Source organism: Rahnella selenatireducens (genome assembly GCF_046449555.1).
GTDB lineage: Bacteria > Pseudomonadota > Gammaproteobacteria > Enterobacterales > Enterobacteriaceae > Rahnella > Rahnella selenatireducens.
The window spans coordinates 279129-294520 of the sequence record NZ_JBKEZJ010000006.1 but is presented as its reverse complement, the minus strand read 5'-3'; the positions used below and the strand labels follow the sequence as shown (position 1 = coordinate 294520).

Annotated in this window: 14 protein-coding genes; 10 read left to right on the top strand and 4 right to left on the bottom strand. The window is 51.4% G+C overall.

The window, feature by feature from the left end:
• The first annotated feature begins 120 nt into the window (after positions 1 to 120).
• The 6 genes from yrfG to ACLBVC_RS12730 all read left to right on the top strand — a co-directional run bounded on the left by yrfG (position 121) and on the right by ACLBVC_RS12730 (position 4808).
• The gene (gene yrfG / locus ACLBVC_RS12755) at positions 121 to 810 is read left to right on the top strand and encodes a GMP/IMP nucleotidase (protein ID WP_410149900.1); all 690 of its coding nucleotides are present in this window, start codon (positions 121 to 123) and stop codon (positions 808 to 810) included.
• Positions 811 to 834: 24 nt separating this feature from the next.
• Positions 835 to 1239, top strand: a complete 405-nt coding sequence (gene hslR / locus ACLBVC_RS12750) for a ribosome-associated heat shock protein Hsp15 (RefSeq protein WP_410149899.1) — start codon at positions 835 to 837, stop codon at positions 1237 to 1239.
• A gap of 21 nt (positions 1240 to 1260) precedes the next feature.
• Positions 1261 to 2145: an Hsp33 family molecular chaperone HslO gene (gene hslO / locus ACLBVC_RS12745; RefSeq protein WP_410149898.1), complete on the top strand. Its 885-nt coding sequence runs from the start codon at positions 1261 to 1263 to the stop codon at positions 2143 to 2145.
• Positions 2146 to 2384: 239 nt separating this feature from the next.
• Positions 2385 to 4007 (top strand): phosphoenolpyruvate carboxykinase (ATP), encoded by a 1623-nt coding sequence (gene pckA, locus ACLBVC_RS12740; RefSeq protein ID WP_410149897.1) that lies wholly within the window; start codon positions 2385 to 2387, stop codon positions 4005 to 4007.
• A 112-nt stretch (positions 4008 to 4119) separates the two neighbouring features.
• A complete protein-coding gene (locus ACLBVC_RS12735) occupies positions 4120 to 4332 on the top strand; it encodes a FitA-like ribbon-helix-helix domain-containing protein (RefSeq protein ID WP_410149896.1) in 213 nt (70 codons plus the stop codon).
• Entirely contained in the window at positions 4329 to 4808 is a 480-nt protein-coding gene (locus ACLBVC_RS12730; RefSeq protein ID WP_410149895.1) for a PIN domain-containing protein, read from the top strand. The genes ACLBVC_RS12735 and ACLBVC_RS12730 overlap by 4 nt, the downstream gene beginning before the upstream one ends.
• Positions 4809 to 5194: 386 nt before the next feature.
• Here the strand turns inward: ACLBVC_RS12730 and envZ are convergent, their stop codons facing one another.
• From envZ to ACLBVC_RS12715, 3 genes are read right to left on the bottom strand one after another with little or no spacing between them, the layout of a single operon-like run.
• Positions 5195 to 6553: a two-component system sensor histidine kinase EnvZ gene (envZ, locus tag ACLBVC_RS12725; protein WP_410149894.1), complete on the bottom strand. Its 1359-nt coding sequence runs from the start codon at positions 6551 to 6553 to the stop codon at positions 5195 to 5197.
• Positions 6550 to 7269: an osmolarity response regulator transcription factor OmpR gene (ompR, locus tag ACLBVC_RS12720; RefSeq protein WP_009635740.1), complete on the bottom strand. Its 720-nt coding sequence runs from the start codon at positions 7267 to 7269 to the stop codon at positions 6550 to 6552. The genes envZ and ompR overlap by 4 nt, the downstream gene beginning before the upstream one ends.
• Before the next feature lie 49 nt (positions 7270 to 7318).
• A complete protein-coding gene (locus tag ACLBVC_RS12715; protein WP_410149893.1) occupies positions 7319 to 7615 on the bottom strand; it encodes a hypothetical protein in 297 nt (98 codons plus the stop codon).
• A gap of 295 nt (positions 7616 to 7910) precedes the next feature.
• Here ACLBVC_RS12715 and ACLBVC_RS12710 point away from each other — a divergent pair, with 295 nt between their 5' ends.
• The 4 genes from ACLBVC_RS12710 to ACLBVC_RS12695 all read left to right on the top strand — a co-directional run bounded on the left by ACLBVC_RS12710 (position 7911) and on the right by ACLBVC_RS12695 (position 12936).
• Positions 7911 to 8465: a fimbrial protein gene (locus tag ACLBVC_RS12710; protein WP_410149892.1), complete on the top strand. Its 555-nt coding sequence runs from the start codon at positions 7911 to 7913 to the stop codon at positions 8463 to 8465.
• An 89-nt stretch (positions 8466 to 8554) separates the two neighbouring features.
• Positions 8555 to 9241, top strand: a complete 687-nt coding sequence (locus tag ACLBVC_RS12705; RefSeq protein WP_410149891.1) for a fimbrial biogenesis chaperone — start codon at positions 8555 to 8557, stop codon at positions 9239 to 9241.
• Between the two features lie 158 nt (positions 9242 to 9399).
• Positions 9400 to 11835: a fimbria/pilus outer membrane usher protein gene (locus tag ACLBVC_RS12700; protein WP_410149942.1), complete on the top strand. Its 2436-nt coding sequence runs from the start codon at positions 9400 to 9402 to the stop codon at positions 11833 to 11835.
• Between the two features lie 9 nt (positions 11836 to 11844).
• Positions 11845 to 12936, top strand: a complete 1092-nt coding sequence (locus tag ACLBVC_RS12695; protein WP_410149890.1) for a fimbrial protein — start codon at positions 11845 to 11847, stop codon at positions 12934 to 12936.
• Positions 12937 to 12974: 38 nt separating this feature from the next.
• On the opposite strand, the gene pbpC is transcribed toward ACLBVC_RS12695, so the two are convergent.
• On the bottom strand, positions 12975 to 15344 hold the full coding sequence (gene pbpC, locus ACLBVC_RS12690) for a penicillin-binding protein 1C (protein ID WP_410149889.1): 2370 nt from the start codon (positions 15342 to 15344) through the stop codon (positions 12975 to 12977).
• Between the last annotated feature and the right edge of the window lie 48 nt (positions 15345 to 15392).

Here is a 15392-nt window from a genome sequence, read left to right as displayed (position 1 = left end):
AACTCACGGTGGCACTGCGCCACCGTGAGTGATTATGTTACCCTGACGCCCTTCCCTGCTTTTCATCATTCGTTCCTGCGCCGCCCGACGTCCATCCAGCCGCCAGGACATGGAGTTGTCATGCCCCCTGATTTTGACTGGAACAACATCGATACCGTTTTACTTGATATGGACGGCACGCTGCTGGATCTGGCCTTCGACAGCCAGTTCTGGTTGCAGGATGTGCCGCTGGCGCTCAGCCAGCAACGCGCCATTCCTCTTGAGAATGCACGCCAGATTATTCATGACGAATACCTCGCCGTTCAGCACACCATGAACTGGTATTGCTTTGATTACTGGAGCGAACGGTTAGATCTTGATATTTACCAGATGACGACCAACATAGGCAAAAACGCGCGTTTACGTGACGATACGGTGCCTTTCCTGACGCATTTGCGACAATCCGGACGCCAGACCATTTTGCTGACCAATGCGCATCCGCACAGCCTTTCGGTTAAAATTGAACATACCGGCCTGGATCAGCACCTTGATTTATTACTTTCCACCCACACATTTGGTTATCCGAAGGAAGATCAGCGATTGTGGTCCGCGGTGCAACAAAAGACCGGTTTTAATCCTGAGAGAACATTATTTGTCGACGACGGTGAAGCTATCCTGAATGCGGCAAAAACCTTCGGTATCCGCTATTGTCTGGGTATAGAAAATCCGGATTCCACTATGGCAGACAAGTCATTTCAGGGTCATCCCTCGATTAATGACTTCCGCAGCCTGTTGCCTTCGATTGACCCCGTGGCAGGCCCGGGCAGGTAATACCGGCACGTTCAGGGGAGAAAAATGAAAGGCAAAACGGAAGAAGACGATAATGCAGTACGTCTCGATAAATGGCTTTGGGCGGCTCGTTTTTATAAGACCCGTGCGCTGGCACGCGAGATGATTGACGGCGGCAAAGTGCATTACAACGGCCAGCGTGGAAAACCCAGCAAGCTGATGGAACTGAATGCCGAAATCACCCTTCGTCAGGGAAATGACACCAAAACGATCATTGTGCTGGGGCTGACAACTCAGCGCCGCAGTGCGGAAGAAGCGCAGACGCTTTATCAGGAAACCGACGCGAGCATCGCCAACCGGGCGAAAATCTCGGAAGCGCGGAAAATGAATGCGATGCCGCATCCGGACAGACGCCCGGATAAAAAGGAACGCCGCAACCTGATCAAATTTAAATATGGCGATCAAGAGTGATCGCCGCTGAGAGAGAAAACTATGTCCAATCATGACCAACTGCACCGCTACCTGTTCAATAACCACGCCGTTCGCGGTGAACTGGTCGCGCTCAATGAAACTTTCCAGCAGATCGTTGCCGGTCACGATTACCCGGCAGAAGTCCGTAATCTTCTGGGCGAAATGCTGGTGGCTACCAGCCTGCTGACTGCAACGCTGAAATTTGACGGTGACATCACCGTTCAGCTGCAAGGCGACGGCCCGCTGAAACTGGCGGTGATTAACGGGAATAACCGTCAGGAACTGCGCGGCATCGCGCGCCTGCAAGGTGATATCGCTGAAGGCAGCTCGCTGAAAGAAATGATTGGCAACGGCTACATGGTCATCACCATTTCCCCAAGCGTTGGCGAGCGCTATCAGGGCGTCGTCGGCCTGGAAGGCGAAAATCTGGCGGAGTGTTTGGAAAACTACTTCATGCAGTCCGAACAGTTGCCGACCCGCATTTTCATCCGTACCGGTGAAATTGAAGGCCAGCCAGCCGCAGGCGGCATGCTTTTGCAGGTGCTCCCAGCCGAAGATACTGATCCGGAGGAATTCAGCAATCTTGCTCAGCTGACTACCACGATCAAAGCAGAAGAGCTGTTCACCCTACCGGCCAACGAAGTGCTTTATCGCCTGTATCATCAGGAAGAAGTTACCCTGTATGAGCCGCAGGACGTTTGTTTCCGCTGCACCTGCTCGCGCGAACGCTGCGCCGGCGCCCTGCTGACGCTGCCTGATGAAGAAATTTTGGAAATGTTGGAAGCTGACGGGAAAATCGAAATGCACTGTGATTATTGCGGCTCAGACTACGAGTTTGACGCGATGGATCTGGCTACCCTGAAAACGGACGGTGACGTTCATCCGGGAAATGATCACATTCATTGATCGTTAACAAATGTCATTGGGGGACTTTTCGCTGAAAGGTCCCTTTTTTATTGCTTCTGCATAACGTCATTTGCACAAATTAAGAGTTTTTCATCACAATTCCATAAAATTATTTACATCCCCCGTTATTCTTTGATTCCTATCGCGGTTAAAAATCGATAAATACCTACAATTATAATGAGTTTATCCCTACCGATTCTGACGTAGGGGATTCAAATTTCAGTTCAAGGAGCAGGGAAATGCCTACAACTCTCGGAGTCACCGCCGAAACACTCACCCGTTACGGGATCCATCAGAATAGCGAAATCGTCTATAACCCTGATTACGATCTTCTGTTTAAAGAAGAGACTGCACCCGGTCTGGAGGGTTTTGAGCGCGGGCAGGTGACAGAGCTGGGCGCAGTGAATGTTGATACCGGCATCTTCACCGGCCGCTCTCCGAAAGATAAATACATTGTCCGTGATGACACCACCCGCGATACGCTGTGGTGGGCCGATCAGGGCAAAGGGAAGAACGATAACAAACCGCTTTCTCCGGAAATCTGGGCTTCACTGAAATCGCTGGTCAGCCATCAGCTTTCAGGCAAACGCCTGTTTATCGTCGACGCATTCTGCGGCGCGAACGCCAATTCCCGTCTGAAAGTCCGCTTCATTACGGAAGTTGCCTGGCAGGCGCATTTCGTCAAAAACATGTTTATCCGTCCGACGGATAGCGAACTGGAAGGTTTCGAGCCTGACTTTATCGTGATGAATGGCGCGAAATGCACCAATCCGAACTGGCAGAAACAGGGCCTGAACTCCGAAAACTTCATCGCTTTCAACCTGACCGAACGCATCCAGCTTATCGGCGGATCCTGGTACGGCGGCGAAATGAAGAAAGGCATGTTTGCCGTCATGAACTACCTGCTGCCTTTGCACGGGATCGCGTCGATGCACTGCTCTGCCAACGTGGGTGAAAAAGGCGATGTGGCCGTGTTTTTTGGCCTTTCCGGCACAGGTAAGACCACGTTATCCACCGATCCTAAACGTAAACTTATCGGTGATGACGAACATGGCTGGGACGACGACGGCGTCTTCAACTTTGAAGGTGGCTGCTACGCCAAAACCATCAAGCTGAGCAAGGAAGCGGAGCCGGAAATCTTTGGTGCAATCAAACGTGATGCGCTTCTGGAAAACGTGGTGGTCAGCGCTGACGGTAAAATCGATTTTGATGACAACAGCAAAACCGAGAATACCCGGGTTTCCTACCCGCTCTATCACATACAGAATATTGTGAAACCAGTGTCCAAAGCCGGGCACGCCAGTAAAGTCATTTTCCTGACAGCTGATGCGTTTGGCGTATTACCGCCCGTTTCGCGGCTGACCGCATCCCAGACGCAATACCATTTCCTCTCCGGCTTTACGGCGAAACTGGCGGGCACAGAGCGTGGCGTCAATGAACCAACGCCGACGTTTTCTGCCTGCTTTGGTGCTGCGTTCCTGATGCTGCATCCGACGCAATATTCTGAAGTGTTGGTAAAACGCATGGAAGCGGCGGGCGCACAGGCCTATCTGGTTAATACTGGCTGGAACGGCACGGGTAAACGTATTTCCCTGAAAAACACCCGCGCCATCATCGATGCGATTCTGAACGGGACTATCGACAACGCCGAAACCTTCACGCTGCCGTTGTTCAATCTGGCAGTGCCAACCGAACTGCCGGGCGTCGACGGCCATATTCTGGATCCGCGTAATACTTACGGCAGTCGCGAGCAGTGGCAGGAAAAAGCCGAACATCTGGCCCAGCTGTTTATCGATAACTTTGATAAATATACGGACACTCCGGCAGGCGCCGCGCTGGTGAACGCAGGCCCGCACCGTTAAGCTATAATCTCTGCTTTCTCAGGCGCGGGCTTCCGCGCCTTTTTTATTGCATCCCTTCCGGCCACATTCCAGAATGAACGCAATGCTTCCACTGCTCTCACAGGAATTTCACATGGCTACCCTGACTGTCCGCAATCTGGATGACGAAGTGAAGGAATTGCTGCGCATCGCTGCCGCCAAAAAAGGCCATTCAATGGAAGAGGAGGCGCGTTTAATTCTGAAGCAGGCACTGACCAGCACGCCCCCTGATTTTGGCCTCGGCAGCCAGCTCCGCCAGCGTTTTGCCGCTTTGAACACCAGCCCGCTGGAGCTGCCACCCAAATGATTATTCTCAATACCGCCATCATCCTTGAGATGATCAGCCCCAAACCACAGAAGGCCGTTCTCCAGTGGCTGGATACGCAGGATGCCGCGCAGCTATATCTGAGCAGTCTCACGGTCGCCGAACTCTTTATCTGGGTGGAAAATTTACCCGAAGACGCCCCGAAAACCGCGCTCGCCAAAGCGCTGCTCGCCATGCTGAATCAGGATTTTGCCGGTCGCCTGTTGCCCTTTGACGCCGCCAGCGCGCTGCATTACCCGCGTGTATCGGTTTTATCAAAACAGGCAAACGTGGCGATGACTGAACGCGAAACGCAACTGGCGGCAATTTGCCTGCAACATCAGGCCAGCCTCGCGACAGACCACGGTGACAGGTTTGCGCATACCGGCATTACGCTGGTTAATCCGTGGGATGTGACGGAGACACCAAGATGGCGGGAGGAAGCAGCGGAGTATTATGTGATGAGTCGGAAGAGCTAAAACTTTAGCGGGCGTTTTATCCCGCTAATAACTTGGGCTGGCTCCCAAACTGGCCTTAAGGTCAAGGTCGTGGGTTGCCACCCACACCGGCCTCAAGAGGCGCCTATCGCCGCGAAATCTTGCCGCTGCGCGGTTCCCTTACTCGGTTTCGAGACCCAAGGCTCGAAGACCGAGTGAAGGGAGCACGAAGTGCCAGAATTTGCGCCACCAGCAGAAGTACCAGAACACGTCCATCGACCCAGCGACAGCGCGGGTTGTAAAAAGATGCGGAGAGTCAAGAGAGGGGCCGTCCTGGCCCTCTCTTGTCGGTTTCGGCGCAGCGCGTTAAGCGATCACTGCAAGTGAAAAACCGAAACCTTCACATCACAATTTCTCGCAGCCCATCGCTAAGCACCCGCTACTGCAGCGGTTTTCTGCATCATCTCCACCGGTAATGGCAGATACGCCCTAATCCTCAATCCACCGCGGTCACTGCGGCCGATATCCAGCGCTCCGGAATGTGCATCAATAATACGCTGCACTATCGCCAGTCCCAGGCCGGTTCCGCTGGTAGTACGGGCACTTTCGCCACGCACGAACGGCTGGAACAGATGTTTGAGCTGGTCCGGCTCAATCCCCGGGCCGTCATCTTCTACCTGGAACCACGCGCGCTGCAGTTCACGTCCGCTGCTGACTTTGATCCAGCCATTCCCGTAACGGGCGGCGTTCACCACCATATTCACTACGGCGCGTTTGATGGACAACGGATGCGCATTCACCAGCAATTCACCGTCGGCCAGATCGGAATCAATTTCACGTTCGTAGCCGCTTTCGGTGGCAATCACTTCACCCAAAATACCGTTGAGATCGGTGATCTCCGTCGGCATCTCCTGCCCGGTGCGCAAATAATCAATAAACTGTTCGATAATGGCGTTGCACTCTTCGATATCTTTATTTATCGACTCGGCGAGATAACCGTCACCATCACTCATCATTTCTGTCGCTAAGCGGATACGCGTCAGCGGCGTACGCAGGTCATGGCTTACACCGGCCATCAGCAGCGTGCGGTCATCAGCCAGCAACTTCACACCGGCAGCCATCTGGTTAAAGGCACGCGTCACGGAACGCACTTCGGAAGCACCGTATTCCCGCAATGGCGGCGGAATAATGCCTTTCCCGACCTGCAAAGCCGCATGCTCCAGTTCGACAAGGGGTCGGTTCTGGATGCGGATAAACAGCCACGCGCCACCAATGGCCAGCAACATAATCGCCAGTGTATAGCGGAACAGCGGCGAGAAATCGCCCTGATGGATTTCGGTAAGAGGAACGCGTACCCAGATGTCAGGCGACAACCAGGTTTTCAGCCATACAACCGGGGTATTTTTATTGACCTCAACGCGCACATCCGTTGGGCCACCGAGTTGTTGCGCCATCTGCTGACTCAGGAATTCATAGTGCTGCGCCCAGCGCAGACCACTCTCCTCAGCCGCAGAGTTGGTGTAAAGCGAAATGCCCAGTTCGCGGTAAATCTCGCGACGAAACGCAGGTGGCACGGCCAGCAACGTGCCATCTTCCAGTTGCAACCGGTCAGTCATCAGCATACGGACTTCATATGCCAGGACTTTATTGAACTGCTGCAAACTTGGCAGAATGGCGAAGTTCAGCACCACCAGATAGGTCGTCACCAGGCTGACGAACAGCAAGGTGACGATTAATAACAGTGTTCGGGCAAACGAGCTACGCGGTGAAAAGCGTATTCGTCTCATGCCTTACTGCCGTCCGGCACAAATACGTAGCCCAGACCCCAGACGGTCTGGATATAACGCGGATGCGCCGGATCTTCTTCTACCATGCGACGCAGACGGGAAATCTGCACATCAATAGAGCGCTCCATCGCACTGTATTCGCGACCACGTGCCAGATTCATCAGTTTGTCACGGGACAGCGGCTCACGTGGATGGCTCACCAGCGCTTTAAGCACGGCAAATTCACCGCTGGTCAGCGGCATAGGCTCATCTTCACGGAACATTTCGCGGGTGCCGAGGTTAAGTTTGAACTTACCGAAGGAAATCACGGCTTCTTCCTGAGAAGGCGCACCCGGCAGTTCATTCGCCTGACGACGCAGCACCGCACGGATACGGGCCAGCAATTCACGCGGATTAAACGGTTTAGGAATATAGTCGTCGGCACCAATTTCCAGGCCCACGATGCGGTCAACTTCTTCGCCTTTAGCCGTGACCATAATGATCGGCATCGGGTTACTTTGGCTTCGCAGGCGGCGGCAAATAGATAAACCATCTTCGCCAGGCAACATTAAATCCAGAACCATCAGATGAAATGACTCACGGGTCAGCAAACGGTCCATCTGTTCAGCATTGGCAACGCTACGCACCTGGAAGCCCTGTTCAGTCAGATAACGTTCCAAAAGTGCGCGCAGGCGCATGTCGTCATCGACCACCAGAATCTTGTGATTTTCTTGCATGTAAATCTCCCAAAGGCGTGAATGCCTGAAGCTTGTATTGTTAGAAATATCAATCAAAACAGACAGCGTTTATTGGTATATATTCTAGACGAAATTGTAACAATGGATATGGTTTTCCTAATTTATCAACAATATCAGAGCAATCTTCTGCCTTCCGTGACGGGTTTTCCCGGCAAAGGCGCAAGGATTGCGCATTTGCCGACTTCCCCTCCTGGCTGAAAAACACACGACGCGGTTTCTGTATCAAATAATAAACGGCATTTAAATGAAAAGGGGCATTCATAAAACAATCGCTAAACATCGCTTTAAATGCGTTTAAATTGACTTTTATTTCCTTTCCAACCATTGGAATCTCATTAAATCACTCAATTAAATATAATGCATCAGTCGTTTCTTTAGAAAAAAGAGACATCATGATGATAGCAATAATAAATGATCAATAAATTGAATTAAAAACCCTGCATTGATCACTCATATGAATATAATCAATAAAAATCAAATATTCAAACAATCCAACCAACAGGCACCTACTATCCAATACATAAAACACTTGGTAGAATATTTTCCTCGGGGACTTTATGTATTCCCTGATAATTTCCGCGAAACAACTTTCAACGTTTTATTTCAGAATGGATGCAACAATGAAAACGACATACAAGCTTATGATCAGTGGGTTGCTTCTGGCATTCGCCGGAAATAGTCATGCGATTGATGGCAGAATTAATTTTTCTGGCGCTATTGTTAAAACGGCATGCATCATTAACGGAGGAAATGATGTTGATGTTCAGTTAGGTACCTATTCAGCGGCTCAATTCCGCGAAATTGGCGATACCTCTCCCAATATCCCTTTCACTCTGCCATTGGCTAACTGCCCCGTAGCACAAAAAGTGGGGGACCCTATTCCACATTTCCGTATTTGGATGGAAGCGGAAGCTGTTGACGCAACCCATCCCAACCTCGTGAAATTAGGCAATAGCTTTGGCGATACGATGGCGGATGGTGTAGGCATTCAAATTTTGGATGCACAAACAAATAACATCATGCTGCTTAATACTTTACCGACAGTCACCTATGACATCAACACAGCAACTATGAATGTGAATCTCATAGCAAATTATCAATCATTCAAAGTGCCAAATGACATCACAGCGGGTCCGGCCGATGCGAGTGTCAATGTCACTCTTGATTATCGTTGATCTGATTTGAAGCCGACAGGCTCATACTGCGAGCCTGTCGGCTTCATTATAAAAAATAAGGCATACTCATTATCGGGACGAATAAGTTCATGCGAAATACAATCATCCATCTCATTAAATTTATTATTTTTTTCTTCCTTTCTATTCAGATGAGCTATGGTGGAGGAATTCTTGTCGGTCGCACCCGAGTCATTTACGAGGCAAATAAAAAAGAAGCTTCATTACCTCTTAGCAATAAATCAGAAAGTAAACCTTTTTTGATTCAGTCCTGGATTGAAAATTCCGATGGTAAAACACGCGGCCCGTTCGTTGTTACCCCTCCGCTTTTTAGGCTAAATGCAAATGATGAAAACAATCTGCGCATTGCATATACCGGAGGAGAATTACCGCAAGATAAAGAATCGATATTTTATATTAATGTTCGCGCGATCCCGTCCACACCAGAAAATGATATTAACGAGTTAAGATTAGTCATTAAGACCAGAATAAAGCTTTTTTATCGGCCCAAAAACTTACAGGGTAAAGCTTACGAGGCCTATAAACTGCTGACGTTTTCGCGAACTCACGACCAACTCAAGATCACTAACCCGTCATCTTATTACGTTGTGTTCAGTTATCTGACGGTGGGCAATATCTTGCTCAAAGACACTGAGATGATTGCACCCGGCAGCCAAATCAACGTGAAACTCCCTGGGAACATCACGGGCAATACCGTTGAGTGGAGTGCAATCAATGATTACGGCGGTGACTCAATCCCCGAAAAGAGAAACCTCTGATCCCATTACGGTTCATTCGGCAATTTAATCGCATCAAAATCTCTTCAGGGAACTCAGTGAAAATGACCATGGATAGCTCTCCGAAAGCAAAAAATCCGGGAAATGACCTCAGCCTGCAGCGTCATATCTTCACACTGGTCTTGAGTTGCGCTTTCCCGATGACGGCGCTGTTTATTGATATTGCACGGGCGGAAGAAATCTATTTCGATCCGCAGTTACTCGAACATAACGGGCAACCGACTGATAACGTTGATCTCTCGATTTTTGCCAAAAGCGATCAGGCTCAGGCGGCGGGTATTTACGATACTGCTATTTACGTAAATCTTGATAGGGTACTCCAGCAGGAGATTCGTTACGACCAGAAGCCCGATGGTTCGTTGTTACCGCAGATCACACCTGATTTGCTTCGCGCAATCCATGTCAGGGTCGACGCTTTTCCTGCTCTGGCCAATCATCAGCATGATGCCCCTCTGGATTCTCTGGCGCATTACATTCCTGCGGCAGCCGCTAAATTCGATTTTAACCGGATGCGCCTTGATATCAGCATCCCTCAGGCCGCAATGGATCAGAAAGCCAACGGGTATGTCGACCCCAAAAGATGGGACGATGGCGTTCCCGTTCTGTTTTCTAACTATGCCTTTTCGGGGGCGCAGCGAAAAAATAAGAATGGCAGCGATGATTCCAGCCAATACCTGAATATGCAAAACGGATTAAATCTGGGGCCATGGCGTTTTCGAAATTACAGCACTTACAGCAATAGTGACGGTCAGCAAAGCTGGGATGCGATTTCCACTTATGCTCAGCGTGATATCAAAAGCCTTAAATCCCAGTTTCTGATCGGCGAAAGCTCCACGCCCGGCGATCTGTTCCCCAGCCTGCAATTCACCGGGTTTCAGCTCGCTTCCGATGACAATATGCTGCCAGACAGTCAGCGGGGTTTTGCACCGACGATCCGGGGGATTGCCAACTCAAACGCTGAAGTCACCATCCGTCAGGATGGATATATTATTTATCAAAGCTATGTCGCGCCGGGTGCATTTGAAATTAACGACCTTTACCCGTCTTCTTACAGCGGCGATCTGGAAGTCACCATTAAAGAAGCCGACGGCACCGAACGCAGGTTTAATCAGCCCTTTTCATCCGTGCCCGTGATGCAACGCCCGGGACGCCTGAAATACAGTGGCACCGCAGGGCGCTATCGTTCAAACAACAGCGGTGATAAAGAACCGAATTTTGTGCAAAGCACGGTGATTTACGGTGTCTCAAACGAAATCACCACCTATGCAGGGACATTAATATCACCCGATTATCTTTCCGGGATGGCTGGCATCGGATTCAGCTTGCTGTCGCTGGGGTCCGTTTCTGTGGATATCACGCAAGCTCAAACCACGCTGGACAACAATCAGAGCAACAGCGGCCAGTCTTATCGTATTCAATATTCAAAAAACATTGAGACGACGGATACCAATTTCTCACTGGCCAGTTATCGCTATTCCACCCGCGGATTCTACGATTTTGATGAAGCAAATCAGTCCCAGGAGAATGCAACGCAAACGGGTCATAAACGCAGTAAATATCAGGTCAGTATTAATCAGGCGCTTTGGGAAGGGGCAAGTGTGTACGCATCGGCCTACCAGCAGGACTACTGGCGTGATAGCAATAAAGAGAAAAATATTTCCCTCGGAATGAACTCTACGCTTTATGGAATCAGCTACAACCTGTCCTATTCCTACAGCCAGCTTGACGGAGAAGATAATGATCAGCAGATAGCGCTGAATATTCGCATACCGTTAAGCCGCTGGCTGCCACAAAGCTGGGCGACCTATAACGTAACGCACGATAAAGACGGCGACACGCGTCAGCAAGTCGGGCTAAGCGGAACGGCTCTGGACGATCATCGTCTCAGCTATTCGCTTCAGCAGAGTCACACCGCTCAGGGCGCAAGCGACAGCAGCAATATGAATACGTCCTACCGCTCATCCTACGGCACGCTGAACGCCGGTTATTATTACGACAACGATTCGCAGCAAATCAGTTATGGCCTTGCCGGAGGCGTTGTCGCTCACGGTCATGGCGTCACGCTCTCCCAACCTCTGGGCGATTCATTTGCCCTGATTGATGCCAACGGGGCGAGCGGGGCAAGAATACAAAATCTGCCTGGTCTTCGGACCGACTGGCGGGGTTACGCTGTCGTCCCTTATCTCACGTCTTATAACGAAAACCATATCGTTCTCGACACAACAACCCTGCCTGATGAAGTGGATGTGACCAATACGTCAGAACTTGTCATTCCCAACAAAGGCGCAATGGTCGTCGCACATTTCGACGCACGAAGAGGCGCGCGTGCCTTAATCAAACTGGTACGCAATAACGGCACAACGGTGCCTTTCGGTGCCGTCGCGGTCAGTGAAGATCAGTCGCTGGAAAATATTGTCGATGATGGCGGCATCCTGTACCTCTCCGGGATACAAACGGACGAACAGGTGGGGTTGCACGTGAAGTGGGGGATCGCGGCAAACCAGCAGTGTAAAGCCAGCATAAATTTGAAACCCGTTGCGTCTTCGGTGCAATCCGTCACGGCCTCATGCATTTAAGGATAAAACATGAACCACAAAATTAACGCGTTGTTTGCACTGATAGTGGGCACTTCAGGGTTCTCTGTATTGCCTGCATTTGCGGGTTCTGCCACCTGCGAACCGCAAAATGGCAGCGCGGCGGCTTATGAAAGTTCCCTTTTTCGTGACCTGCGCGGCGATGAGAATTCGCGGGGCAGTCTCTTCACCGAAGCATTAAACAGCAGCCAGCAAAGCTATCAAATAACCTGTAACTGTTCGGCGACAGATGCATCAGGTGCGAATGGTGTGCTGATAATGTACAGTTTACAAACTTCACTTCCTGCCGGACATGCCACTAACTATTTCAAAATCAATGATCATCTCGACGTGATGACTCAGATCGCCATTCCTAAAAATGGCAACGTTACCGTTCCTACGGGCAGGGCGGTCAGTGACGGGACGCATCACTGGGACAAGGAAAACACAGGAATTTGTGCTCAACAGAGCACACAAGATAATCTGACCACGGGTTCGCAGGGCAAAGCAGACTTTTATATTACAACGCCTTTTATCGGCGAACTCACCCTCCCACGCACTGAAATTGCCCGGATTTATGCCTCTTCCGCAACGGTAAACACCACTGCGCCTCCCCTGGGATCACCCGTTGCAATTGTATATCTCAGCGGAACAATTACGGTGCCACAAAACTGTGAGATCAATCAGGGGGAAATTATCTCCGTTTACTTCGGCACAATTCAGGCCAGCCGTTTCACTAAGATAAATACGCCACCGGACGGCTACCGGCCGGTAACCTTTGATATCAAATATGACTGCACAAAAAGCGGGCTTCCGGTCATCCCCAACAACGATAAATTAGAAATGATTCTGGAGGGGCAGGACGTTGAAAATCAATATTACCTGGTTGCACGCCGCCGCCCTTCCGATAACAAAGCTGATATAGGGATTGTCTTACAGGATACTGGCGGAACCTACATTCCTTTTGCACAAGGTGTTTTACCCATGAACCAGAACGGATTGGGGAAAGTATCGCTCACCGCAGTGCCAATAAACCTCGTCGGTGGCGAACTCGATACCGGCGAATTCGAAGCGACGGCGACGCTGAAAGTCGATATCCGATAATAAAATCAGGCAGCGGCTTTGCGGCCTGATTCTTCCTCTTAATTCAAAATTTCAATACTGATTAACCGGCTGTCGGCGCGGCCATGATCATCGACGGCGCGGATTCGATATTGCCCGTTATTGATGGGCCGCCAGTCGATGGCCGATTTACTGGCGGAACTGCCGAGGTAAATATCATCGACAAACCAGTAGACCGTTTTGCTGTCCGCATCCGTCACCGCGTTGAACGAAATCCTGTCGCGCCCTTGCTGCGATTGCCGCAGGGTGTAGACCGTGTTTTTGAGTGGAGACGTAATGCGCGGCGGATTTCCGCTGACCTCCACGCCCTCATCTTTACAGTGGTTCACCGGTGGTTTGCGCTTTGGCAGCCCCGCCTGAGCGAACACATTGGCCAGATCTGACGGCCAGAACTCGAACACTTCCGTGCGGGTTTCGTTTTCTTCATAAGGCGGGCACGCGACTTCACCCGTCAGCTTATCCAGCCTGACCGGGCGGTAAACCGTATCGACCTTGATGGGTGATTTGCCGGGAATAAACCAGGTTTTGCCTTTTTGCTGGCACCACGGCGTCGGTAAATCTCCGCTGGCGAGGCAGATATCAACCCGTTTTAGTTGTTTCGGGAACGGGTGCCGGGGTTCCTGCAAAGCGGGATAACTCGCATTAATGCTGTCGATGATATTGAAGAACAGCGGTGCAGCGGCTTCAGCGCCCACAAACACGTTGTTGCCTTTACTGTCGAAATTACCTTCCCAGACCACCAGAACGTAAGGGCCGAAAATCCCCACGCTCCAGGCATCACGGAACCCCCACGAGGTACCGGTTTTCCAGTAAACCGGTAACGAGGAAGGTTGCTGAGCCAGCGTATCACCGGGGCGACGATGCTGACGCAACATGTCCAGCGTCATAAAGCTGGCCTCCTCACTGAGCAATCTGACCGGCGTCGTGACAGCCGGATCGCTCTTTTGCATCCGCAGCGGTTGCAACACGCCACGGTTCGCCAGCAGCGCATACAGTTTTGCCAGTTCCTGCATCGTCACTTCACCACCGCCCAGCACCAGCGAGAGACCATAGTGGTTTTCGCTCGACATATCCGCGATGCCGGACAGCCGCAGAAACTGGTAGAACGTTGGCTGCCGCAGTTGTGAAGCGACGAACACCGCCGGAATATTGCGGCTGAAGTTCAGGGCGTCGGTCGCCGTCACCGGCCCGAGAAAACGGCGGTCAAAGTTCTCCGGCGCATAGGCCCCGAATGCTGAAGGCACATCTTTCAGGATGGTCATCGGATGCAACACGCCCTGCTCCATTCCCAGCGCGTAAATAAAAGGTTTAAGCGCCGAGCCCGGCGAACGTTTGGCGTTCGTGCCGTTTACCTGCCCCTGAATACCGCGGTTGTAATAATCCGCCGATCCCACCAGCGTCCGCACGCCCATGTCGCGGGTATCCACCAGCAGTGCGGCGGCATTATGGATCCCTCGGCTTTCATTGCGCGTGATAAAAGCGTTGACCTGCCGCTCAATCAACCGCTGCAAACCGGCGTCCAGCGTGGTGTCTACGCGGTTATCGGTCTTAACCAGTTGCTGATTTTGCTGGCGAAGCTGCTCGATAAAATGCGGCGCAATGTACGGCATCTGCTCCGGCTGACGCAGCGCCAGCGGCAGTTTGAACAATGAAATCTGACTGCTGTCGGTCGCGTAATGTGCCTGCCAGCGGCCAAACAGCCGGTTACGCGCCTGCGTCAGTGCAGTCCCCAGCACGCCGGTTTTGGCGTCGATGCGGTAACTGGGAGATTGCGGCAAAACGGCCAGTGTCAGCGCTTCCGGCAGCGTCAGGTCTTTCGGGGCTTTGTTAAAGTAAATCAGGCTGGCCGCGCCGATACTTTCAATATTGCGGCCATAGGGCGCGTAGTTCAGATAGGCTTCGAGAATATCGTGTTTGGAATAACTCAGCTCCAGCTGGACAGCGCGTAAAACCTGCATGATTTTTCCCGTCGGCGTGCGGGTGTTGAGATGCCAGTGCATCCGCGCCAGCTGCATGGTGATAGTCGATCCACCCTGCATTTTTCCGCCCGCCACATAGCTGCGCCAGAACCCCCGCATCAGGCTAAACGGATTGAAACCCGGATTGACGTAAAACCAGCGATCTTCGTGCAGCAGCAAGCCTTTTATCGCCAGCGGCGAAACCTGTTCTAGCGGTGTCCACACCCGATAACGATCGTCATTCGCCAGCGTGATGCGCATCAGCGTACCCTGCCGGTCATAATAGACGGATGAAAAAGGTTGCCCCTGAGAAAGCGGCGGATGGGGCCAGAGACGGCACGCCAGAAGCAGCAGCAACAGTAAAAAAAACGCCATGGCGATATTTTGCAGAAGGCGTTTGGCTGTTTTGAAAAAAAGAGGAAAGGTGTTCATCTTGCTACTCAGCGTCAGTTACGCCCCGCTAAAACAGCGGGGCGTAGT